Below are 26,392 nucleotides of genomic sequence, written 5' to 3' on the forward strand. Positions count from 1 at the left end.
GGATATTGAGAAAGCATTCAGGTCTTTTGCTTGCACAAGACACTAAAATGAATGCGCGAACTACTGAAATGAAAAAGCAAAATCGCCGTGATTGACTAATCGTCAAGTATATTTGCTGAAATGTTACCTTTGCATCCTCATTTTTGCAGTTTTACAAAAACCTTATCGTCTTTAACTTTGACTGGATAGGACTGAAGCGAAACATCAGGTGCAGTTAAGCATTCACCTGTCTCTAATTTGTACTGGAATCCGTGGGAAGGACAGGTAAGAATACCATTTTCAATTTTACCCTTTTCTAAAGGAGATCCTAAATGAGTACAAGCATTATGATAACATTTTACCGTAATACCTTGACGATTTAAAATTAGTGAATTACCAGCAATTTGTACTGTCAATACACTAAGTTCAGGAACCTCATTAATAGTTGCTACTTTGATCCAAGTACTAGTTATTTGGGCAGAAAATGGACTGATTAAACCAGAATTAGCGTTGTTAACAGTAAGGTTGTTATTGACTGCAACTACTTTGGTAATTTCGGGACAATGGTTTTTGATTGCTTGTTCTACTCCTTGAGATAAAGTCAAAGTAGAAGTTGGACAACTGCTGCAAGTCCCTATTAATCTGACTTCTACTATATCTGGTGGCTTAATCGCCACTAATTCTACATCTCCATTATGGCTTTTTAAACCTGGTCGAACTTCTTCAAGGGCTGTTTGAATTCGCTGTGCTAATGGTGGTTTTGGTGGTTTAACTAGTTCGTGATAAAGCAGCACTGCATACACTACTTCATCAGCAACTGCATGACGCAAAGCTGACATTGATTCTTGCTTTAAACTTTTAATCAAACTAGTCAAAGCAGCTTTATGCAAAGCTTCAATTGCTCTTTTTAAACCTACTGCTACACACCGTTGGCTTTCATCCCACTCGGATATAATTGCCTCAAAGCGGTTAATTTCCTGAACTAATTCTTCAAGGTTTGTCATTAATCATTAGTCATTAGGTATGGGGCATTGGTTATTTATAAATGACCAATGACAAATTACTTCATTTTGAAATCTTTGAGTAGAAATGGCATAATCAAGCCTGTGACTAAGCTAGATAATGTTATTGGTAAGTAGAAGGGAATGTCAATTTGTGCAAATAACACTAGTAGTAACGAACCTACAGCAGTAGCAATAGCAGTTCGCTGAACAAAATACATTGGATCGCGCAGTAATTTTCCTTTGAAAAATAACTTGGCAGAAAACCAGCCAATTTCTAACATACTTACTCCTAATAGTTTGTCAATAAATTTAGGATTACAAGTCCTAATAGAATAGCAGGAATTACACCAGCAGGGGCAAATAATGCACCAAGCATTGCTGAAAACTGGTAGCCGATATCTTTTCCAGCTAACAGCATTCCACCAATAGCACCGCCAACCATAGACAAGACTGTTGCTATGACTATCCACACTAATCCTGTTACTATGTTTAAGTCACCATCCGCTAAACTTGTGAGAAAATCTCTCACAGTAGAGTTTGTTAAAATATCTATCATGCTGTTTTTTTCTCCTTATTAATGAGGAAAGTAGGGAGTGGGGGATGAGGGAGAATAACCAATGCCCAATGCCCAATGCCCTATTCCCTATTCCCTATTTCTACTTCAATATCTTGTAGGGCTTGGGCTACTATTTCTGCTTGCTCAAGTTGTTGATTTTGGGTAAATATTTCTAAGGCTTGCTGATAGTAAATACGTGCTTGTAAAAGATTTTTAGGATTGCCAGCTTCTGGCTTTTCTGAATCATCGGGTAAGTTGAATAAAGCGTTGGCTTTGTTTGAAATTGTGTTAGCGTACTCTAGGGGTGTATCTTTGAAATTACGCACTTTTAGCGCTTCATCATAAGCTGCGATCGCCCGTAAGTTATTTTCCACAGGATGGGAACTCAATAAATATTGCAAAGCGTTACCCAAATTGTTTTGCAACATCGCATATTCTCTGGGATGGTCAATCAAATTAATATGCTTTAGCGCCACCTCAAATGATTGCACTGCTAGCCCTTGACGCAAGTATTCTCGTTCTGATGCCAGGGGCATAGAAAGGTAAGCGATCGCAATATTGTTATATAAAATTGCGTATTCCTGGGGGTAATCCTCCCAAGTAAACACTCGCAAAGCCTCATGATAAGCTTGGATGCTGTCAGTTATCCGCGCCAAATTGAATGGCACAAGTGACTGCAACACCAGCCCAAAATTCATCTGTGTCTCTGCCACTTCCTGAGGCATTGCTAATTGTTCTAAAATTGGTAGTGCTTCTTCATAACCTGCTTTCGCTTGCAGTAGCAGTTCAGTCTCTACATCAGGGATTGCCTGTAATGTGCCTGCCATACCTACTTGCGCCCTGGCTTTCAGTAAGGGATACTCCTCACCACACATTTCATAAGCCCGGTAATATAATCCAACTGCATTCCGTAAATCTTGGGCAGTTTTGGGCTTTTTTTGAAAGCCTTGTGCTATCTCAATCAGCATTTGGATTTTTTCCTCTGCTGAGGCTGACTCCGATGCAACAGCTGCGATCGCAGCTTTCACCGCCGAATCTGTAATGCTGGGGGTCATAACTCTGCCATACTCTAGCCAATTGGGAATTGAGTCTGTTAACGCCCATGAACGATCAAAACACGCTTTATGTGTCTAATCACGGGCCATACTGATTTACGCAGGCTTCGAGTCCTTTAGGCAAAATTCCCCTTTTTGTCTGAGACTAGGATTAGTAACTGAGGACTAGGGACTAGGAAAACTTTTCCCAGTACCCAATACCCAATCCCCAGTCATTAAAATATAAAACACCCTATTTCTAAAATTCTAGGGGGAAATTGCTAATATTAATGTCAGCTTTAAACACCTAATATTTTTAAAATACTTTTTGTATCAACACTCGACACAATTCAAATATTATTTTACGATCGCATTTGTATCCAACAAATAGCGACTACCACTCATCCCGCAACACCTTTTGCATCGTTAATGCATCTCCCTCCCAGCCTAATTTTCCCGCAAGAGCAGAAAAATCATAATTAGATTTCTGTGCGTTATTTGATGCAACTGGATTTAGAACAACCACAATGATTTACCTGCCCAGGCGCTAGCTGTGTTGGGATGTCAATATGCAAATGCCCTGATGCATCAACAATTGTCGTAAGTTGAAAAACTTCCATTATTATCCCAGCTATTAAACTCTGGCTTCATTTTAATGTGATTGCATTATTAGACCAAGAGCCTTAGTCAAAGTCACTAATTAGCGATCGCTAATATTGTAAATGCTAGCGATCGCCATATTTCTTATCGCTGTGGTCTTATACTGGTTGTACTTACTTCCACCTTCTGCGCTCCTTCAATGATTTGGTAAAGTTTGTGTTCAAATTTCTGCATACACGCTGACCAATCAAAGTCAAGTATGGAAGGGCGAGCGTTTCTAGTCATATCTGCTTTCAAACTGGGATTTTCCAGAATTGCAATTACCTTTTGGGCGAAATCTGTAGGATTGTTAGGTTGAGCAAGGAAACCGTTACGACCAGGAAATACTTGTTCTGAAGTTGACGGTGCAAAAACAGCAACTAGAGGAGTTCCAGACGCTAATGCTTCATTATTTGTCGTGCAGAAGTTCTCGGTGACGGAGGGGTTGACAAAAATATCTGCTCTAGCAAACCAACCCAGAAGTTCTGTACCATGAGACTCACCCCATACAGTAATACCCGATCCAAACTTTTTAGCACGCTCACGGATCTCTTCATCTAGTGGCCCACTACCAACAATCACCAGATGAACATCAGGAATTTTGGCAGCTATGACTGGAAAGATATCAAGTAATTGGTTGACATTCTTTTCGGGGGTAATGCGTCCGACAAACAAAAGAGTTGGTCGGTTATCATTGGGAATTGGATCGTAACAGATGTTTCGCGGGTGAAATTTTTCGCAATCGATACCTTGATAAGCGACGTATTCAGCACGTTGGCATTTCAGTTCTTCGTATTTAGTCAGTTGTTCTTTAGAAGAGAAGTAATTGAAGTTATAAGACTCACTAAATTGCTTGACTAAAACGGGAATAATCGGACGAACAAAATTGAAGAACCGATCTCCAAAGTAATATTTGATATAGGCAACGATATCTGTATGGAAGAGTGATATTATTGGTGTGCCTGTTCGTTTTGCGTATTGAGTGCCGATAGGGCGACCATAACCTTGCAAGAAAAATGAGTATAACCCTCTCATTTGCGCTGCTTCTTCAACCACGATAATATCAGGCTGGAATTTCTCTAGCAACTTGGTATCGCTCCAATGCCGATAGTTCAACGGTTGAGGAAGAGACTTGTAGAATACCAATGGTTCTGTAGGGAATGCATAAGCAGAAAAATTGGGGAAAGATTGAATTTCCTCTAAACCTGGCATGGGGCGATCGCCAACATTTTTGGGGTAGCGATCGTTGATTTGGGGATGGATTAGAAAAACCTCATGTCCCTGTTCTAGCAACCAACGAACTCGTTGGTGAACTGCAACGGAAACACCAGTCAAGAAAGGAGCGTACAACCCTGTAAACAGTGCAATGCGAAGTTTTTGCTTAGTCATAATAAAGGGGAATATTTCACAAAATTGCTGGTTGTTAACTTAGGATTTACGCAGCAAATGTTTGAAGAATATCCTGATTATTTGGCTCAGAAATTCCCACTAAGACAGTTAGACTAAGGATTTACGCATTGTCAAATAGCTGAAATTGTCGATTTGAAAGCGGATGTTTATAAACCTGGATTGAAACTATCAAAACATCCAAAATGCTCAAGTAAAAATTCCCCTTAATACGTTTATCTAAACCCTTGCCATTAATGCAAATACATTTTGGTATTCAACAAGTAAAAACGTATCTTTTGACAAGGGTTATAGCTCAATACAGGTCAGTTAAGCATTTCTCCCTTCTCTGTGTGTCGCGCCAGTTGCTTCTCCCAAGGGGAGATGCTGCGCGTAGCTTGCTTCCCCGTTCGCGCTAGCGTCTCCGAAGGAGAAGGGGTACAAGTCGGGGAACCGCAAGGGCGCACTGGCTTCTCTGCGCCTAGAAAGGTTCGTTAAAAAAAATTGACTTTGACAAAGAGATATAGCTTTAACTAAACCGTATTGGGTTATAGCTAACATAGTTTTACTAAATATAAGATAATACAATTTGAAGACTAGGGAATGTTTAGTGTAATAACTTTCATGCCCTAGTTGATATTTAGCGATTTAATCAAAGAGAAACCTTGCTATTAATAGGCTGATCCAACCATTGATAAGGGCGATATTCCACCAGACGGACATTCCAAGGCCCTTGAACTCGATAGCTAACACCGCGCCAGGTGACAGTTGATGTCCACAGGGATGATAGCATCGCTAATCCATAAACCCACTGTGTCAACGGAATCCCAATCAACATTTTGATGATTGTAGCAGCTGATAATTTGGCGATCGCCTGGTTATTAGAGCGAACCATTCGTTGTATCTCTAATTCCAACACCAGCATTACCAAGAGTAATCCGACGGTGTAGACTCCATAGCAGACTAACAACAAAGCCGCAGCTTCCCATTTTGCCTCTAACAACAACTCTAGAACTAACATGCTTAATAGAGTCGGAAACAAAATGCTCGAAACAGCTTCACCAACAAGAGCCAACCAACGGGGATGATACAGTCGAGAACAAAGGATAAGGCGCTTAAGATAGTCTATTAAGTTGAATAAATCAGTCTCTTCACGATTGACTATTAGCAGCGAAGGCACAAACTTTACCTGAAAACCATGTTTTTTCAGGATGTCATGCATCATAAAATCTTCGCCTAAAGCTTGTCCCCATTTATCTAACAGTTCTGTTTGGCGAAGTACTTCTGTTTTCACAGCCAAAGTTCCACCCCAAGGAATCTGAAAGATAAACATTTGCACTACCGTGGACACATTGCCGACGTACCGCACTAAAGAACCCCAATACTTACCAGTTGGTACGTACCAACGATTGCCGGTTGTTGCGCCGACTTTCGCATCGCCTAAAGGACTAACTAATTCTCGCAGCCAATTTAAATGAACTATAGTATCAGCATCTACTAAAGCAACCACCTTATAAGAATCGTCCAACTCACGGATAGCTTGGATTAAAGAACTGCATTTGAGACTACAATTGTTGCGTACTATTCTCAAAGGGCTGATTTGAACATTAGTCGCTTCTTGCTCTGTGATGGTTTCACTAGCAATTTTCCAAGCGGGATCTTCGTGACTATCAACGATTAATTTTAAATCATACTGTGGATAGTTTTGATTTAGGAGCGATCGCAAACATCTCGGCAAAAACGGATCGGCTCCACGTAAGCAAAGAATTACCGCTGTTTTGGGCAGCTGGTCATCTGGTAATAAGTTTTTTTTAGACGAGCGCAGATACCATATAAAGACAAGCGTGAAACAGACCTGAATAACCAGCCAACCCATCAAAGACTTAGACAGAAATATTGCCAAATCTTCCATTAAATTTTTAGTCTCCGACAGAATGAGGGATTGGGTACTGGGGATTGGGCATGGGGCATCGGGCATTGGGCATTGGGAAGAGGACAAGGGGACTCTTGAGAATTGGGGACAAGGAGAGAAATCTAAGCGCTGGCTTCCAGCACTCAGAACTTCGGAGGAAAAACTTGTCACCTTGTCACCTTGTCACCTTGTCACCTTGTCTCCCTTGCTTCTCCTACTCCCCAGTCCCTTTACGAATCAAGCGAATATTTCATGATGATATTAACTGTTGTATTTTTGTTTACAACAAAACTGGCATCACGAAACTTTGGTGTACCTGTTTGGATGGACACAGTTGGATTTTTAGAAATTCCAAAACCTTCTTTGGGAATACCGAAAAAGTCTTTATTGAGTTTGCGATCGCCATTTTGATCGTCAACTACAGCGACAGCATAAGTTCCAGGTTTCAAACCGGAGAATTTTTTTGTCACAGAACTGCCATTAATCTTAGCGCAGCCACTTTGAGCTTCACTAGTACTACTCATTGGAAATCCTTTTTCATTTGCATAAACTCGAAAGCAAATCTCACCTTTTTGGTGATGTATTCCATTTACTACAACGTTAAGTGTTGCAGTTGGCTCTGCATTCGCTGTCTTAGCAAAGCTGATGCTTACTAAAGTAGCAAGCAAAACATGAGATAGTTGAGATAGTTTCAGCATAGTTTTGTGTCAGAATAGGTGATTTTGGAGTTGATAGAAAGCTGCGTTAATCAGCTTTTATTTCTAAACCAATTCGTTCAAAGCGTCGTGATTTGCTGTTCTTTAATTGATACTGGTTGCCAACGTTTACAAAGTTTTTGCAGCGCTATTAGTAAATCTTTCAGCAAAAGATATTCTGTTCCTTTTAACTGCTGATATAGACTTATATGACAACACAGCCGCTCATATAAACTCAGGGGACAACACCAGATGGAGAGTATATACTCCCAAATCATTCTCCAATGTGGTAATAAAATTTTTCCTTTCTTTGCTGAATCAAACCACACTGTATATGCATAAAAATCAGGCAACATCCTCAAGAATGATTTTTGATTTGTATTTGTTAACAACAAATAATTGGGAAAAAACATACTCATTGATTGTTGCGGATGACTTCGGAAAAAAAACAGGTATTCAGGAATTTCATAAAACCTACCGAGAATACCAAGTCTTAACAAGAGAATTCCATCTGCATTACCATAACCACCCATAGGCGGTATCTTTTTCAAAGCACTAGTACGAATTACCCCGTAACATTGATAACATAAATGCTTGGTCAGCAATTCGTGAAAACGCTTGTGTGGTTTTAGTGCATCTGCCTTGACTTTGATATCATAATTTTGGATAAAATTCCCCTGTTCATCAATGAAATATGCCTGGGAGTGACACAAGATTATGGTAGGATCTTGGTCAAGTACGTCAACACACTTCTTGATAAAATCTGGAGAATGTAGATCGTCATGGGCTGCCCATTTAAAATACTCACCTGAAGACAGTTTCAAGACGCGATCAAAGTTACGAGCACAACCGATGTTCTTGTCATTGCGATAGTAACAAATACGCTGGTCTTGCTCGGCATAAGCTCTACAAATTTCCTCAGTTTTATCTGTAGATGCATTATCTGAAATAATTAGTTCAAAATCTTCAAAGGTCTGAGCTAAGAGTGAATCTATAGCTTCTTTGATAAATTTTTCACCATTGTATACAGGTAATCCGATGCTCAATCGTGGCTGATTACTACTCATAGACAACAAATATTCGGAAAATCTATGGATTATTTTCTGCTTAATCGTAGTTAGGTAAACGCAACGTAAAAAGTCAGAATTTAATAGCTTGAATTGAGGAACAAACCCAACATATCAAGGTTTTGTTGGATTTTGCTATTGCTCAATCCAACCTATTATTCTAATTTTTATAATTTCCTACTCCCTAAAAACTATTTCATCAGGCTTTGAATATCTGTTTTTTGCAGCCATTCATGTGTTTGCTGCATACCTAATTCTAGGTCAACTGCTGGTTTGTAATTTAACAAATTTTGGGCTTTGGTAATGGAACAAGCGTAAGGACGAGTCATAAAATCTATAGACTCTGGTAAAATATCAACTTTTTTCCGAAAAAGTTTTTGTCCTTGAATACGTAGCTTTAGAAACAATTTGATTTCATCTTTCGATAATGAAAGGGGTGCTTGTAAATCTTCCATTGCTGCTAAACGCATAAAATACTCTTTCCACGAAGTTTCTTGTCCATCAGTAATATTAAATATTTCACCGTAAATTTCTTTTTCTATTGCCAGAAAGATGCCATCAATCAGGTTATCTATATATACATGATTAATTACTCCATTAGCATCGTTGGCACAAGCAAATAATTTTTGGCGCATCATCAGAATTGGTCTGACTATCCAGGGAATACTTCCTGGGCCGTAAACATCTCCAGCTCGAATCACAATAATGCCAAAATCTGAGGAATTATTCAGTTCTAAAAGTGCTGTTTCGGCTTCTATTTTTGTTTGACAGTAGGGATTATTTTCGCCAGAGAGTGGCCCGGATTCTGTAACACCATCAGGATAGTTGAAACCATAAACCATTACACTAGATAGATGTACAAATGTTTTGACACCAGCCTGTTTAGCGGCTTTAGCTATATTAATAGTACCGCCAACATTGACATCACGAAAATGCTTAATTTCACCAGCTTCTTCGATAATTTGCTCTGTATGTAAAACGATATCTGCTCCCTGACAAGCCTTTTGAGCAATAGTAAAATCGGTGATATTACCAATAATTACCTCTACACCTAAATTCTGTAATTGTTTGTTTTGTACTGTAGAACTTTGTAGTCCACGAACCTTCATCCCTTGTGCTATGGCTAACTCGGCTGTACGCAAACCGATAAATTCATTAATCCCAGTAATTAGGAGAGTTTTGTCTTTGAGGTTCATAAAATCGAAATTATTGTTAAATAGGTGAATTTGAGTTTTTAGATAAAAGACTTGGAAGTAACACCAAATTGGAATTTTGGTAAATACTTTTAATCTAAAATCTAAAATTGGTATAAGAAAAAATCTTCTGTGGAGAGACTGCATTTATACTTAGCTATCAGTCTATATCATGGCAAAATAACTTGATTATTTTGCTACCATGAACTAGTTAGAAAACATCTCCTGGATCTGCGGAGCGGAGTTTGTTGATAGCAAGTGCTCCTGATGTTATGCACATTAAAACTGCTGAAGTTAAAACAATTACCGCATTATTAGCAGTCATAAGTATTGGTAATTTAGTTGCTTCTGCTGCAAAATCATATAATAATACAGAAGTAATAAATCCTGGGATATAACCTAATATTGCCAAAATCAAAGCTTGCTGAAATACCACATTTAGTAAATAGCTATTGGTATAACCTATAGCTTTTAAAGTGGCGTAAGCAATGAACTGTGTAGCAATATTACTGTAAAGAATTTGATAAACAATAACTACACCAACAACCGCAGCCATTGTTAACATCAAGTTAAGAATAAAACCAATGGGTGTTCTGACAGCCCAATATGTTTTTTCAAAATTAATGAAGCCTTGGCGTGTAAAAACTTGAACATCATTAGGCAAACTTGCTTGTAAATTTTTCAGTACTGTGTCTGCATTAGTACCAGGTTTGAGGGAAATCAAACCAATATCTATCATATCTGCTGGACGAGTATTAGGATTTATCCTCAAGAAAGTTGAGTCACTAACAAGTAAATTACCATCTACCCCAAAAGAAGGCCCTAATGTGAATAAGCCACCAATTCTTACTCTATAACCAATTAATGAGTTGAAGGGAAATATTTCAATTGTCTGTGCAGTCTCTCCCGCATTAAATTTTTCGGCTATTGGGCCAAACTCTGGGCGAGAACCCCGATCAAAAAGCACAACATCAGGAGTTTTGAGTTTGTCTAAATTGTTCTCAACTTCTGGAATGTTCATCACCGGTCTACCTGGATCGAAACCAATAACATATATTGAATATTTCTCACTAGTTGCCGGATTTTTCAGTTTGGCAAATTGCAAATACATGGGGCTAACTGACTCTACACCATCAAACCCCAGAGATTGGTATAAACGAGTCCGCGAAAAACTTTGATTTGAAGTCAAAGATTTATATTGTGAACTAACTAAAAATAAATCTCCTTTGAGATTCTGATGGACTGCGGTTGCACTGGAATACAGGGCATCTTGAAAACCAAGTTGCACAAACATTAGCAGCACAATAAAACCAATACCGGCTACAGCTACTAGTAAACGAACTTTTTGCTGGGCTAGCTGTAGCCATGCTAAAGGAATTTTGAAAATCATGGATTTATTTATTATTTATCATTTGTTATTTGTCATTTGTCATTGGTCATTTGTGAATGATCTATGGCTGATGACTAAATATGAATGGCGACATCCACTTGTAAGTTAGTTAAACGAGCAACCTTTTCACTATCTACGGGATTATCGATGGAGATTTTTACTTCAACTATTCTGCGGTCTGTATCTGAACTAGGGTTGAGGCTGAAGATATTTTGCTTGTCAACTTGCCAACCAATCTCTTTTACAGTTCCTTTTATTGTTCCAGTAAATGCAGTGCTGGTAATGGTGGCTTTTTGTCCTACACGCACTTTTTGAACATCGGTTTGATACACCTCTGCAATCACATACATTTGAGATGTTTTACCGATCTCAGCAAATCCTCTGCTGGTGCTGATGACTTCTCCGGTTTTGGCGTTAATTTTCAAAATTTTGCCATTTATAGGAGATTTGATGTAACTCAAATCCAAGTCAGCTTTTGCTTGTTGAACAGAAGTTGTGGCACTGTTAACTTCAGTTTGTGCTACTTGAACATCTACACCACGCACTTCACTAATACTGGTGAGTTGCGCTTGTGCTTGCTTGCGTTGTTCTTGGTATGTATCTTGAGTCCGCTTGAGGGTGGCTTGAGCTTCTGTTAGCTGCTGTTGTGTAGTCTTTAGTTGCAAAGCTTTGGTATCTGCTACAGAAGCCGCGATCGCACCTTGTTTATATAATTTCTGATAGCGATCGTTCTCAGCTTGAGCATTATCTACTTCTGCCTGGATGCGGTCGATTGTCGCCTGTTGGGTGGCAACGTCTCCTTTATATTGTGGCTCTAACCGGGCGATTACAGCCTTTTGAGCATCGACATCTCCGGTTTTACCTCCAGATTTCACCTGCGCTAGTTTAGCTTTGGCAACTTGGAGTTGGTCTATAGCCTGTTGTAAAGCTGTTTTAGAACGACCATAATTTTCAAGATAGGCCAATAATTGCCCTGCTTTAACCGTATCTCCTTCTTTCACCAACAGTTTGTCTACTCTTACTCCATTATTAGAAGCAGGAGCAGTCAAAGAAGTAACTTCGCCTTCTGGCTCTAAACGTCCCAAAGCTGTCACAGCAGCTTTTACAGGCGTGGCAACTTTTGGAGGAATCGCTTGCGATGTCACAACTTTAGGTTTAGACCAATAGGATGCCAAACTATAGAAAGCGATTAATCCAGCCGCTAAAGTCAGAGAAGCTGCTAAAATTACTTGCGATCGCCCTACGGGTTTTGTGAATAATCGACTTTCTTTATTTACTGCCATATTTTCATTCCAATTCTGCTTTTTTAGAGGATATCCTGGTTATATTTAGTCGATTAGAATAGACTCATCCACCAACTACCAAGAGTGTTTTTTCTCTAGGTTTTCTACCTTAAATCAAGTGGATGGGTCTAAATTGGTTTTATATGAATTGTTGTACGCTTTTACTGCCCAAACTTATTATTGTGGCGTGAAAATTAATGGCGTGTTACTTCAAAGCTTCCTAAGTTATATCCTATTTTGTCATCTAATCCCGTAGCGTAAAATACAATAGCGCTATTCAGAAAACTTAACTTTCAAGGACAATTAAGCGCTAAAAAATAATATCAAAACCTGGATAAACTTGTTATTAAGTATGGTCTAAAAGTTGATTATTGTCAACTAATTGAATTTGTATAAGTCCTGATTCTCTCACTAAAATATTTTATCATTATCAAATTAGGTGCTGAAAAAATGTACCGCTCGCTAATCTATTGTCTAGCAATTGAATACCTACAAATAGTTCGTTATTAAGCAGATTTGATATTAATAACAGATTATTATGAGCAAGGTTGTGTAATATGAGACATTCTTCTAGCGATTTCTAGTAGGGGTAATTGATAAATTGCCCTTACTTAAGCTATTAGCCCTATAAGGGACTTGCAAAGCGGGTTAGTTCGTAGATGAAATGTATGTATACTTTTTACTGAAGATTCATTTAAGCCATATTATGTTTATCAAGCAACATATTAAAAATTAATATTTGCTTTATAAATAACTACTTTGTTTCTGAAATTGACTTATATTAAAAAATAACCAAAAACTTTGTCTCAATTATGATGCTTTTCTGAAAAATAATACTTATAGTTATTGAATTTATCTATGTATTCATTGAATTGTTACTTACTAAACAATAGATTTGTAGTGTTAGCTTAATCAAGAGAATATTTATGCTTAATCCGTAAATATCTAAAATAATCACATATTTATATAGTTATAAATTATACTTTATACTGAGTTTAACTCAAAATTATATTAGTGGTTATTTATAAAATAACTTTAAAGGAATGATTTAGTTTCTGTAAAGTATGTTAGTGTTTTTATTAATTCAATGCTTTAAAGTGGTTAAACAAACTAGTTATTTAATTGATATTTTGAAATTAAAAATAACTAAAGATAACTGCGTTGTCATTACCTAGCGATTGTTTAATTACTTTTTCAACTTGCTTAAACTCGGATTAAAGGCGGTGTCTTTTCTGTAACGAACTTGTCAACTTTACTGGGTTAAATCCCATAAAATATATTATCCGGACGTTGAAACTAGCTATGATATTTATTGAGATACAGAACGTTGTTATAACATCAGCTATGTTGCTGTGTTTAGCCTAGATAATCAAACGATTTCCGGTAAAAAAACGTTTCTGTTTCCTTAGCTACTCCTCAGTTTTCTTCGCTCCAGTAGGATACCATTGCTCAAAATCTCTATTATTACAAATGGATTGAATTCACTGGTCAAGCAGTTGTTACACTCCAAAACTATTTTACCAGTTTTAACGACTTCATCGACTGTGCCAATTTTGAATTTTGAATTTTTTTGGTTCATTCTCCATTTGTTGTGGATGAAACAAATCTAAAAGATGCTCGTAACTACGCCTGATTAATCACTAACGCAAATCTAAAATCCAAAATTGGTTGACCTATTGCCACAATATCAAGAGTCTAGCGTTGTATAACATTTTTTCGCGATCGCAGTGTGCCAAAATCGCCTATAAATCTAAGGCTTTGTCAAGGCAGTATGTGTCGTGTGGTGTTGATTTCAAAATAAGCATTTAGCACAGATAGGATAGCTAGCTGCTTTACAAGATGAGAGATTTTCATTAATTAGTAGGCAACAGAAATTACTGTAGCTACACAATCCACAGTACTAACTATGCCCTATGTCTGCTTATTCAATTGATGCTGCCTTAGCGGAGTTAGAGAGCCTGATCAGTAATTGTGAAAAGGCTGTGATGAGGTCTATAGAGGAAAAAAACATGAAGTCAGATAAATCAGTGTCAATCAACAAAATTAACAGACAATTACAACATAATCCTATCGCCATTGTTGGGATGGCTTCTCTATTGCCTCAAGCCAGGAATTTGCGGGAATACTGGCAAAATATAGTAAACAAAATTGACTGTATTACGGATGTTCCTTCTACCCACTGGAGCATTGAAGATTATTACGATCCAAATCCCAGAACTCCGGAAGATAAAACCTACTGTAAAAGAGGTGGATTTCTTCCAGAGGTAGATTTTAACCCGATGGAATTCGGTATACCACCTAGTATTTTGGAAGTTACAGATGTATCGCAACTATTAAGTTTAGTGGTTGCGAAAGAGGCAATGGAAGATGCAGGTTATGGGGAAAAACGTGAGTTTAACCGCGAGATGGTTGGGGTAATTTTAGGCGTGGCTATGGCCAAGCAATTAGGAATGCCACTTTCTGCAAGATTGGAATATCCGATTTGGGAAAAAGCACTCAAAAGCAGTGGTTTATCTGACGAAGATACGCAAAAAATCGTTGATAAAATCAAAAGCGCTTATGTGAAATGGGATGAGAATGCTTTCCCTGGAATGTTAGCTAACGTAGTCGCTGGACGAATTGCTAATCGCCTGAATTTTGGCGGGATGAATTGTGTAGTTGATGCCGCTTGCGCTAGTTCCTTTGGTGCTTTAAAAATGGCGATTAGTGAGCTAATTGAGCATCGTTCTGACATGATGCTGACTGGTGGAGTTGATACCGATAACACCATCATGGCTTACATATCTTTCAGCAAAACACCGGCGGTTTCTCCTAGTGAAAATGTCAAACCTTTCGATGCTAAATCCGATGGGATGATGCTAGGTGAAGGTATCGCCATGCTTGTCCTTAAACGTTTGGAAGATGCTCAACGGGACAACGATAAAATATATGCCGTAATTAAAGGTATTGGTACTTCTAGTGATGGGCGTTATAAGAGCATTTATGCTCCCCGCAAAGAAGGTCAAGTCAAAGCCTTAGAACGTGCTTATGAAGATGCCGGCTTTTCTCCCGCTACCGTTGGCTTAATGGAAGCACATGGTACTGGTACAATGGCTGGAGATCCGACAGAATTCGGTTCTTTAAAAGACTACTTTGATGAACACGATCGCAAAAAGCAGCACATCGCTTTGGGTAGTGTGAAATCACAAATCGGACACACAAAAGCGGCTGCGGGTGCGGCGAGTTTGATTAAAACTGCTTTGGCTTTACATCACAAAGTATTACCGCCCACAATTAATATTACTGAGCCAAACCCCAAACTCAACATTAAAAATTCAGCCTTTTATCTCAATACTGAAACCAGACCTTGGATTCGTCCAGAAGGGGAAGCACCCAGACGCGCAGGTGTAAGTTCCTTTGGCTTTGGCGGAACCAACTATCACGTCGTTTTGGAAGAATATGAAGCCGACCAAAACGACGCTTACCGCTTACACACTGGTGCTAGTGAAGTGCTGTTGTTTGCTCCGACAGTAGAGCAATTGTTGAGCAAATCGGAAGAGATTTTAGGTAAGTTGCGTTCACGAAGTGACTCCGCAGGAGTATCGCCAGATGCCCACGCACACTATGCACAATTAGTCAATGAATGCAAATCGCCACAAATTCCCCTTTCTGCTCCCAGATTTGGGTTTGTAGCTGAGAATCTCGAAGAAGCTTGCAAGTTGCTGCAAACTAGCATTGACTGGCTGAAACACAAAGGAACAGCAGCATCTTGGGAGCATCCCCAAGGAATTTATTACCGCGCCTCTGGTATGGAGTTGGGCGGAAAAGTTGTCTCTCTATTTTCTGGTCAAGGTTCGCAATACTTGGAGATGGGCCGGGAATTAGTAATGAATTTCCCTTTGATGCGCCGTCTTCATGGTTATATGGATAGCCTGTTGCTCAAAGATAATTTGCAGCCGTTGTCAGAAATCGTTTTTCCTCATCCTGTGTTTGGAGAAGCAGAAAAAAATGTCCAAATTGCTGCCTTACAACGCACAGAATACGCTCAACCAGCTATTGGGGTGTTGAGTGCAGGGATGTACAGCATTCTGCAACAAGCTGGGTTCAAGTCAGATTTTGTGGCGGGACATAGTTTTGGTGAACTGACAGCGCTATGGGCTGCGGGAGTTTTGAGTACGGAAGATTACCTGTTCTTAGTGAAAGCTAGGGGTCAAGCAATGGCGGCTCCCGAAGATCCGGATCATGATGCAGGTAGTATGCTGGCTGTCAAAGAAGACATCAGCAAAGTGGAAGCAGTAATCAGACATTTTCCGCAAGTTGCGATCGCTAATCAAAATTCTCCAACTCAATTTGTCTTGGCTGGACCGACCGCAGAAATAGCGAGAGTCAGAGACGCTTTACACCAGAAAGGATATACAGCTGTATTGTTACCTGTATCAGCAGCGTTCCATACACCGCTAATCGCCTTTGCTCAAAAATCCTTTGCGATCGCCACCAAGTCTGTCAAATTCCAAAGTCCCAAAATCCCTGTTTACAGCAACGTCACCAGTAAGCAGTATCCCAAAGAACCCCTAAATATTCAAAAAATCTTGGAAACGCACCTTTCTAATTCAGTGCTGTTTAAACAGGAAATTGAAAATATCTATGCAGCAGGTGGTACTTGCTTTGTGGAATTTGGGCCGAGAAGAATTCTCAGCAACTTGGTCAAAGAAATCCTTGGCGATCGCCCTCATATTACCGTATCTTTGAACCCCAGCACTCAAAAGAATAGCGATCGCTGCTTACGAGAAGCAGTTGTGCAGTTGCGGGTGATTGGTTTGGCTTTGAATAACCTCGATCCTTACCAACTTCCCCAAACTATCCCCCCAATTGAGACGAAGAAGACATTAAATGTCCGTTTAAACGGGATAAACTACAGATCCGAAAAAACGAAAAATGCCTTCGCTCAAGCTTTGGAGAACGGACACAAAGTTACATTACCTACTGTGACACCGAGTCATCCCACCCCCGAATATTTTGATGTGGCTCCTTTATTTACTAGTCCAGATCCAACTCTTGCAGTGGGAAAAACTAACGGACATCATAAAACACCCCTAATCGCCACCCCATCAATGAACGGTGTGACTTCTCATCTCATCACCCAAACAGAGCAACAGATGAATCCTGTGACCCTTTCACAACCAGCCCAGGAATCTAAGATGCAACCAACGCCAGAAAAACTTACAAATTACGAACAACTTTTAGCAAGTTTAGAATATCTCCTGACACAGTTCCAGGAAAATCAAGCCGAGAATTTACAAGTTCACGGTACTTATCTCAACCATCAAATGGAATATGCTAAAGCGTTTTTCCAACTGATGCAGCAGCAGAATTCTTTGTTGAGTGAAAGTAAATCAACAGCCGAAACTGCCAAAATGAAGTTAGTTGTCATGGAAAGCTTAGAGCGCAGCATGATGCAGTTTCACTCTCAACAAGGTGAAACCCTACGCATCCATGAACAATATCTTCAAGAGCAGTTGGAATATACTAAAAACTTTTTCCAACTCATACAGCAAGAGTATTCTCAAATCATCTCTGGTGAGGGAGTAACTCAACCTCCAGAAAAACTCAGCAATTTCACTCCCTTCACTACAGAAACAACTGTTACTGATGCACCAGTACCTCCTACTACCAAGATAGTAGAAAGTCAGCCTTTGCCTGTAACTGAGCCTGTAGCTAAAAATGGCTTAAATGTTACCCAAGCACCTCTCGCGGCTGCTATAGAGCCTGTAGTTGAAACTCCTGTATCCCCAGAGACACGATCAATCGCGTCTTTACTTCCCACTCCCCACTTCGCCACTGTCGAGACAGTAGAGCCTGTAGCCGAGCCACCTGTCCCAGTTGTAGAACCTCAAAGCGAGGTTGTAGTCAAAATTAGTTCACCTCCAGTCAATGAAATTGTTGCATTCACCCCAGAACCAACATCCATAACTGCTGCACCTGTATCTGGCGCAATCATTGATGTTGTTGACTTGGATAAAAACCTATTAGCTATCACCAGCGACAAGACGGGCTACCCAGTAGAGATGCTGGAAATGGACATGGATATGGAGGCCGATTTAGGGATTGACTCCATCAAACGGGTAGAAATTCTGGGGGCGCTACAGGAAATGTACCCCAACCTACCCAAACCAAACGTGGAAGAACTGGCAGAACTCCGCACCATCGGTCAAGTTGTAGAGTATCTGCAATCCCAGGCTTCCAGAAGTATTACTGTAGAAATTGCAATTCACGAAGTACAACAACCAACCGAGATTGTAGTAGAGACTGTACCCGTAGTTGAGGTAGTTACTTCACCTGAAGCAAGTATAGTTGTCGCATTCAACACAGAACTAGTTGTAACTGATGAATTTGCAGACTTAGGTCAAACCCTACTAGCCATCACCAGCGATAAAACTGGTTATCCAGTAGAGATGCTGGAACTAGAAATGGACATGGAAGCCGACTTAGGGATTGACTCTATCAAACGGGTAGAAATCTTAGGGGCGATGCAAGAACTGTACCCCAACTTACCCAAACCGAATATCGAAGAACTCGGAGAACTCCGCACCATCGGTCAAATAGTCGATTACCTACAGCAGTTAGCTGGAGGTGAAAAAAAAAAGTATGAGCCTGAGTTTGTCCAGCAGCAGCCACCGGAATTAGAGCATAATATCCAACGTCATCCGGTCAAACTCAGAAGCTTACTACAACCCGATTATTTGGATTTCACGTTACCAGAGGGACACATCGCTTTAATCACCGATGATGGTTCCCTCACCACTTATAAATTAACCGAATCCCTAATCGCTAAAGGCTGGAAAGTAGTAGTTATCAGCTTCCCCCAATCGCTGATCGCCCAACAAGCGCCCTTACCCACAGGAGTAACCCGCGTTACCTTAGCAAACTTAAGTGAAGAACATCTTCAACAACAATTGCAAGCGATCGCATCTCACTGCGGAGCGATTGGGGCCTTCATCCATCTCCATCCGATGTTTGTAGGAAATCACACTGGAAGTGTTTCTTATAACGAACAAGAAAAGGCGATCGTCAAGCATGTATTCTTGATGGCGAAACACCTCAAACCTTCCCTAAACGAAGCCGCAAAGCATGGACGTAGTTGTTTCTGCACAGTAGCTCATCTCGATGGAGCCTTCGGTTTAGAGTACAAAGTTAACTTCGGTGCGATCGGCGCTGGTTTGTTTGGATTAACCAAAACCCTGAGATGGGAATGGCCAAAAGTATTCACTCGTGCGATCGACCTAAGCCCCAGACTTGACGCTAAAGAGTCAGTACACAATATCATCGCCGAACTTCACGACCCCAATCTTTATATCAGTGAAGTTGGCTACGGCTCACAAGGACGAGTCACCCTCATCGCCGATTAAAAATTTCTTCTGTGTGCGTCTCTGTGGTTAGTTTAAAAAAAACCGCAGAGGCGCAGAGGACACAGAGAAAGAGATAAAAAACAACTTGTCTTAATTACGAATTAATATCAGAGGATTTATGACACAAACAGCCCAGCTTAGTCCATCATCTGTCTTTGTCGTGAGTGGTGGTGCAAAAGGGATTACGGCTGAGTGTACTATCAGATTAGCCCAACAGCAACCCTGTAAATTCATCCTCCTCGGTCGCTCCGAACTATTAGAAACTGAGCCAGATTTTGCTCAAGATTGTGATGAATCCGCATTGAAAAAATGCATCATGGAAAATCTTCTTTCCCAAGGGGAGAAGCCTACGCCCATGAATGTGCAAAAAATATATAACAAAATTACCTCCAGCCGCGAGATTAAAAAGACCCTAGCAGCAATTGAAAAAACAGGAGCGAAAGCAGAATATATCAGTGTTGATGTTACAGATACGCAGGCTTTACAAGAAAAGCTGGCTAATGTTGGGTCAATTACAGGAATCATTCACGGCGCTGGAAACTTAGCTGATAAGTTAATTGAAAAGAAAACAGAAGAAGATTTTGAAAAAGTTTACACCGCTAAAGTTAAAGGTTTAGAAAACCTGTTGGCTTGCATTAACCCTAATCAACTTCAGCATTTAGTTTTGTTTTCTTCTGTAACAGGATTTCACGGAAATATCGGACAATCTGATTATGCGATCGCTAATGAAATTCTCAATAAATCAGCGCATATCGTCAAGCAACAATATCCCTCATGTCATGTAGTGGCGATTAATTGGGGCGCTTGGGATAGTGGAATGGTGACACCGGAATTAAAAAAAGTTTTTCAAGAGCGAGGAATTGAAGTAATTCCGATTGCAGCTGGGGCACAAATGCTCGTTAAAGAAATGGGTAACGCTAATCATGCAACTACACAAGTTGTGATTGGTAGCAAACTGATTCCAGTTGCGACAGAACTAGATTCTCAACTACGAACCCATCGTATCCGTCGCCAAATCACACTAGCAGATAATCCCTTTTTGCTGGATCATACTATCGCTGGTTCTCCAGTTTTACCAGCAACTTGTGCAATGACATGGATGATTAATACCTGTGAACAACTTTATCCTGGTTACAGATTGTTCAATCACAAAGATTTTAAAATTTTGAAAGGAATTACTTTCAATGAATCTTTAGCAAAGGAACATACTTTAGAAATAGAAGAAATTTCCAAAGTTAGCTTGGAAAACATTGAAGTTAAAGCAAAAATCTGGAGTAAAAACCCAGAAGGAAAAACTCATTACCATTTTAGCGCTCAACTCAATCTCCAGCGAGAAATCCCCATTGCCCCCATTTATGAATCAATTAATTTAGAACAAGATAACATTATCACCGCTACCGGAAAAGCTTTTTACCAAAATGGAGGAACTACATTATTTCATGGCCCTGCTTTTCAGGAAGTCAAAAAAGTTTTAAATATCAGCCCTGAAAAAATTACTACAGAATGCCTTTGGGAAGAAATCAGCCATCAGCAACAAGGACAATTTCCAGTGCAATGGGTCAATCCTTATACAATTGATTTGAGTATGCACGGGTTATGGATTTGGACACAGCACTTTTATCAAGAAGCTTGTTTACCTGGGAAGGTGGAAATATATGAACAGTTTGCACCTACACCACATAACAAACCCTTTTACGTTTCTTGTGAAGTGAAAGCGAAAACAGCAACTAGTGCGATCGCTGACTTTATCATACATGACCGTCAAGGACAAATATATTCGCGTATGCTCGGTGCCCACGCAATTATTTGGTCAATGAAATCACTCAGAAACTAGTAATTTTTAACTTCTTCTCTGTGCAACTCTTTTGCCTCATACGTCAGCTATTTCTTTAGCAACCGTGTCTTGAAAGTTTGGGGAACAGCGTAAATCCTGCCTTTTAAATATCTCTTGCCTAATACCCAACCTTAAGGATATAAATAGTGGAAAAAATAGCTATCATCGGATTATCCTGTCTATTTCCTGATGCTAAAAATCCAGAAGAATTCTGGCAAAATATTGTTACTCAAAAAGATTCGATATCCTCTGCAACACTCGAAGAAATCGGAGTAGATCCGACAATCTTTCACAATCCAGTTAAAGGTACACCAGACAAAACCTATTCACTCAAAGGCGGATACATCCGTAACTTTCAGTTTGATCCTAGTGAATACAATTTGCCATCAGAATTTGTTGCTAGTTTAGATAACACCTTCAAATGGTCATTGTATACTGCTAAACAAGCAATTGTGCAGAGTGGTTATTGGGGGAATCAAACTATTCTCTCAAAATGTGGCATCATTTTAGGTAATTTGTCATTACCGACAAAACTATCTAATCAATTATTCTCTCCCATTTACCAAAAAGTTCTTATCCCTGCTGTTAAAGAACTTTTGCAGTATGAAGACTTTGATTTAGCTACTCTACCAACTGTCAATAAAGCGTCTTTGTACAATGCAATGATATCTGGCTTACCAGCATCTATCATTGCTCAAGCCCTCTCTCTATCTGAGATTAATTTCTGTCTAGATGCTGCTTGTTCATCATCATTTTATGCTATTAAATTAGCATCTCATTACTTATGGTCTGGTAAAGCTGACGCCATGTTAGCTGGAGCCATCAGTAGTGCAGATTCACTATTTGTGCGGATGTTATTTTCTGGTGTTCAAGGCTATCCAGAAAATGATATCAGTCGTCCTTTAGATAAATCCTCTAGAGGATTAATTCCCGCCGATGGTGTTGGGATGGTGATGCTGAAAAGATATTCTGATGCTATCAGAGATGGCGATAATATTCTCGCTACCATCTGTGGTAATGGACTTTCAAATGATGGCAAAGGCAAGCATCTACTAAGTCCGAATCCTAAGGGACAAATTTTAGCTTTTGAGCGAGCCTATAATGAGGCAAATCTTAATCCAAAAAATATTGATTATTTAGAGTGTCATGCTACTGGCACATTACTAGGAGATACAACTGAAGTCAACTCTGTAGAAACCTTCTTTGGTGAAAATAAAGCTGCGCCTTTAGTAGGTTCTGCCAAGGCAAATACTGGTCACTTGCTAACTGCTGCTGGCATGGTTGGCTTGACTAAAGTAATTTTGAGTATGTCTCATGATGTAATTCCACCAACCATTAATGTTACTGAACCTTTATCTTCGGAAAATAAGACAATTTCCGCCGATACAATTGTTAGAAAAACTACGACATGGCCGAATAACAACTTATCAACAAAACGAGCAGCTATTAGCGCTTTTGGTTTTGGCGGCACTAATTCTCATCTGATTTTAGAACAAGGAACTACAACAGAATCAGTTGAATCAATTCCACCTGTTCCACCTAGCAAAATTGCCATTGTGGGCATGGATGCCTTTTTTGGTAACTGTGATGGTTTAGATGCTTTTGAACGTAGTATTTATGATGGAACACAGCATTTTACTTCTCTACCGCCTCAAAGATGGCATGGTATAGAAAATCAAGAAAGTATCCTGAAAGAGTATGGTTTAACAGATGGAAAAGCACCAGTAGGGGCATACATAAAAGATTTTGAAATCGATACTTTATCGTGTAAAATTCCACCAAATGAAATAGAGAAATTAAACCCACAACAATTGTTGCTCCTGAAAGTTAGTGATCGCGCGGCTAAAGATGCGAAACTAAAGGAGGGTAGCAATGTAGCAGTTATTATCGCTGCTGAGACAGAGTTTTCTGTGCATCAGCTACAGCAAAGATGGAACCTATCTTGGCAGGTTAAGGACGGCTTACTCAACCAAGAAATTTCTTTGCCTACTGAACAGCTGGCGCAACTAGAAACCATTGTCAAAGACAGCATTCACCACCCAGTAGAAATCGGCGAATATGTCAGTCATATTGCCAACATCATGGCAAGTCGAATTTCTGCTTTGTGGGATTTCACCGGCCCTGCATTCACCATGACGGCTGGCGAAAATTCTGCTCTCAAGGCGTTGGAAGTTGCCCAAATGCTACTCGCAACTAGAGAAGTAGATGCAGTGGTTGTTGGTGCAGTAGATTTGGCAGGCGGTGTGGAAAATGTCTTGTTCCGCAACCAATTTGCACCGATTAATACGGGTATCAATACGTTGGGTTATGACCAACAAGCTAATGGCTGGACGGTTGGCGAAGGTGCAGGTGCTGTTGTCCTGAAGCGTTACGAAGCTGCTAAACAAGAGAATGAACGCATCTATGCAGTAATTGATGCAGTGAGTTTCGCTCAAAGTAATTCTACTTTGGGTAACACTTTGGTAAAACCTGATGCTTCAATTATCAGCAATGTCTGTAAACAAGCCTTCCAGATAGCAGATATTCAACCCACAGAGGTTAACTATGTGGAAGTCTTCGGTAGTGGCATTCCCCAAGAGGATGAAGCGGAAATCACAGGTTTATTGCAAGCTTATCCGAAAGTGGGCAATGGTTTGCACTGTGCATTGGGCAGCGTCAAAGCCAATATCGGTCACACCTATACAGCATCGGGAATCGCTAGCCTAATCAAAACCGCTCTCTGTCTTTATTACAGGTATATTCCCGCCACACCCAAATGGTCTGGTGTTAAAACACCGCAAGTATGGTCAGGTAGTCCCTTCTATGTGGCGATGGAATCAAGACCTTGGTTTATCGATCAAGGCGCTACACGCAGAATAGCAGCAATTAATAGCATGGGTATAGATGGAAGTTATGCCCATTTAATCTTATCGGAAGAACCCAGCCAACAAGAACGGGACAACAGGTATTTGCAGCAAATACCTTATCATCTGTTCCCGATCGCAGTTAGCGATCGCTCCAACATACCAGATTTACTAAACAATCTTCAACAAACCATCGAAGAAAGTTCCTCTTTATCAGCTACCGCTAGCCAAACATTTGCCAATTTTGAAAGACATTCTGATGCAAAATACGTCTTATCAATCACAGGACGTAATAAAAAAGAACTATTCAAAGAAATTGAATCTGCTCGCAAAGGTGTAAATAATGCCTTTGAGAACGGTACAGATTGGCAAACACCAATAGGAAGCTATTTCACAGCTAAACCATTGGGTAAAACTGGAGCATTAGCTTACGTTTATCCGGCAGCTGTCAATTCTTATGTAGGTATCGGTCAGAATCTCTTCCGCTTATTCCCAAAAATCTACGATGACACAATATTCAATAGTCTTGCTAATCGTGCTATCGAAATTCATCAGCGACTTTATCCCCGAAGCTTGCAGAAATTTTCCACCAGGCAACTAGAAACTCTGGAAAAAGAATTTCTAGATGATTCCCTAGCGATGTTTGAAACAGAAATCGCCTATTCTCGACTGATTACTACAATTATTCGAGATGATTTCCAAGTCAAACCACAATGTGTTTTTGGCTATAGCCTCGGTGAAACTAGCATGATGTCTGCCCAAGGAGTTTGGAGCAATTTTTCTGGTGGAAGTAACACTTTAAATTCATCTCCTCTGTTTGGCGATAAGTTATCCGGCCCGAAAAATGCTGTACGTGAATATTGGGGATTAACAGATTCACCTAACAATAATTTTTGGAATACCTATGTTCTCATGGCTACTCCATCTCAAGTTAGAGAATGCCTGAAACATGAAAATCACGTCTACTTAACTCAAATCAACACACCAGAAGAAGTATTAATTGCTGGTGAGGATGCAGCCTGTAAACGAGTCATTCAAACTTTAGGTTGTAACGCTTTCCCCGCTCCCTTCGACCATGTGATACATTGTGAAGCGATGCGATCGCAGTACGAGGAAATCAAGAAGGTAAACACCTTACCATCGCAAAATCTCCCCGGTATTGTGTTTTATTCTGCTGCCGATTATCAACCAATTGCAGTAGAAAGTGAAGCGATCGCTCACAACATTGCCAAAGGATTGTGTCAAGAACTTGATTTTCCACGATTAGTTAATCGTGTCTACGGTGATGGAGTCCGCATATTTTTGGAAGCAGGCGCTGGTAGTGTCTGTTCACGATGGATTGATAAAATTCTCGGTAGCAAAGAACATATCACAGTTTCTCTGAATCGTAGAGGCATGGATGACCATGTTTCGATGGTCAAAGCATTAGCAAAACTACTCAGTCATCAGGTGAACTTAGATTTATCACCACTGTATAGCAAACTTCAAAAAACGGCTAATTCTAATAAAGCGACATTGAGAACAGTTACCTTGGGTGGGAAAGCGATCGCAGCTACAATTTTGAGCGAAGAGAATCGTAAACTTGTTGAAGATTTCGCTGGGGATCTTAGGAGCGATCGTTTCAAAATACAGTATCTAAATATACCTGATATCCAACAATCTGAAATCACAGATTCTCTTAACACTTCCAACCAAATCACCGAACAAAAAAGTTATTCCCCTAACATCTTGCCTCAGTTAGAAGAACTCAAACAAAAAAATATCATTGATAACGTTTTTGAACCGAGAGAACAATTACAATCTTCTGAGTCAAGCGCAATTCAACAGCCGATTCCTATTTTTTCCCCACCCGTCAGAACTAAAAAAATTAGTAGCATCATCAGCATGTTCGATTTAAATAAGACCCAGTATCAAAAGCTCAATGCTAATAATTCAAAGATAACTAAAGCACACACAGCCTTTTTACAAGCTAGACAAGATTACAGTCAACAAATGAGCGAAATAATTCAATTGCAACTAGCTTGTGCTCAAAACTTGCTTAACGACGAATCCTAATAAATCATACCAATTCTCTAAACTTGCACTGACTAATTCTTAACTCATTTCTTCCTTTGCGCCCTTAGCGTCTTCTCTACGAGACGCTACGCGTTGGCGGAAGCCTCTCGTAGAGAAGGCGGTTCATTTAAAAATTA

15 protein-coding genes are annotated in these 26,392 nt (G+C 39.8%); 3 read left to right on the forward strand and 12 right to left on the reverse strand.

Annotated elements, in window-relative coordinates; genetic code table 11:
* Positions 1-137 precede the first annotated feature (137 nt).
* From V7K89_RS11575 to V7K89_RS11630, 12 genes are all read right to left on the reverse strand, one after another.
* Positions 138-983 (reverse strand): NifU family protein, encoded by an 846-nt coding sequence (locus tag V7K89_RS11575; RefSeq protein ID WP_335187218.1) that lies wholly within the window; start codon positions 981-983, stop codon positions 138-140.
* 56 nt (positions 984-1,039) lie between these two features.
* Complete coding sequence (locus V7K89_RS11580; protein ID WP_292774648.1) at positions 1,040-1,264, reverse strand: hypothetical protein; 225 nt, start codon at positions 1,262-1,264, stop codon at positions 1,040-1,042.
* A gap of 8 nt (positions 1,265-1,272) precedes the next feature.
* Positions 1,273-1,539 (reverse strand): hypothetical protein, encoded by a 267-nt coding sequence (locus tag V7K89_RS11585; protein ID WP_335187220.1) that lies wholly within the window; start codon positions 1,537-1,539, stop codon positions 1,273-1,275.
* 80 nt (positions 1,540-1,619) lie between these two features.
* Positions 1,620-2,594, reverse strand: a complete 975-nt coding sequence (locus V7K89_RS11590) for a hypothetical protein (RefSeq protein WP_335187222.1) — start codon at positions 2,592-2,594, stop codon at positions 1,620-1,622.
* Between the two features lie 373 nt (positions 2,595-2,967).
* Entirely contained in the window at positions 2,968-3,099 is a 132-nt protein-coding gene (locus V7K89_RS11595; RefSeq protein ID WP_335187224.1) for a hypothetical protein, read from the reverse strand.
* 218 nt (positions 3,100-3,317) lie between these two features.
* Positions 3,318-4,601, reverse strand: a complete 1,284-nt coding sequence (locus tag V7K89_RS11600; RefSeq protein WP_335187226.1) for a glycosyltransferase — start codon at positions 4,599-4,601, stop codon at positions 3,318-3,320.
* Positions 4,602-5,250: 649 nt separating this feature from the next.
* Positions 5,251-6,510: a glycosyltransferase gene (locus V7K89_RS11605; protein WP_335187292.1), complete on the reverse strand. Its 1,260-nt coding sequence runs from the start codon at positions 6,508-6,510 to the stop codon at positions 5,251-5,253.
* Positions 6,511-6,740: 230 nt separating this feature from the next.
* Positions 6,741-7,208 carry a DUF2141 domain-containing protein gene (locus tag V7K89_RS11610; RefSeq protein WP_335187228.1) on the reverse strand — a complete coding sequence of 156 codons (468 nt, stop codon included), beginning with the start codon at positions 7,206-7,208 and terminating at the stop codon, positions 6,741-6,743.
* Between the two features lie 77 nt (positions 7,209-7,285).
* Positions 7,286-8,272 carry a glycosyltransferase family 2 protein gene (locus V7K89_RS11615; RefSeq protein WP_335187230.1) on the reverse strand — a complete coding sequence of 329 codons (987 nt, stop codon included), beginning with the start codon at positions 8,270-8,272 and terminating at the stop codon, positions 7,286-7,288.
* Between the two features lie 191 nt (positions 8,273-8,463).
* A complete protein-coding gene (locus V7K89_RS11620; RefSeq protein WP_335187232.1) occupies positions 8,464-9,468 on the reverse strand; it encodes an NAD-dependent epimerase/dehydratase family protein in 1,005 nt (334 codons plus the stop codon).
* A gap of 208 nt (positions 9,469-9,676) precedes the next feature.
* Positions 9,677-10,855, reverse strand: a complete 1,179-nt coding sequence (gene devC / locus V7K89_RS11625) for an ABC transporter permease DevC (RefSeq protein WP_335187234.1) — start codon at positions 10,853-10,855, stop codon at positions 9,677-9,679.
* Positions 10,856-10,929: 74 nt separating this feature from the next.
* The gene (locus tag V7K89_RS11630; RefSeq protein WP_335187236.1) at positions 10,930-12,138 is read right to left on the reverse strand and encodes an ABC exporter membrane fusion protein; all 1,209 of its coding nucleotides are present in this window, start codon (positions 12,136-12,138) and stop codon (positions 10,930-10,932) included.
* A 1,913-nt stretch (positions 12,139-14,051) separates the two neighbouring features.
* On the opposite strand from V7K89_RS11630, the gene V7K89_RS11640 reads away from it, so the two are divergent.
* From V7K89_RS11640 to V7K89_RS11650, 3 genes are all read left to right on the forward strand, one after another.
* A complete protein-coding gene (locus tag V7K89_RS11640; protein WP_335187238.1) occupies positions 14,052-19,523 on the forward strand; it encodes a beta-ketoacyl synthase N-terminal-like domain-containing protein in 5,472 nt (1,823 codons plus the stop codon).
* Positions 19,524-19,641: 118 nt separating this feature from the next.
* Positions 19,642-21,357 (forward strand): SDR family NAD(P)-dependent oxidoreductase, encoded by a 1,716-nt coding sequence (locus V7K89_RS11645; RefSeq protein ID WP_335187240.1) that lies wholly within the window; start codon positions 19,642-19,644, stop codon positions 21,355-21,357.
* A gap of 146 nt (positions 21,358-21,503) precedes the next feature.
* On the forward strand, positions 21,504-26,255 hold the full coding sequence (locus tag V7K89_RS11650) for a PfaB family protein (protein ID WP_335187242.1): 4,752 nt from the start codon (positions 21,504-21,506) through the stop codon (positions 26,253-26,255).
* Positions 26,256-26,392 lie beyond the last annotated feature (137 nt).

Origin of the sequence: Nostoc sp. (genome assembly GCF_036917515.1) — a bacterium.
Lineage (GTDB): Bacteria > Cyanobacteriota > Cyanobacteriia > Cyanobacteriales > Nostocaceae > Nostoc.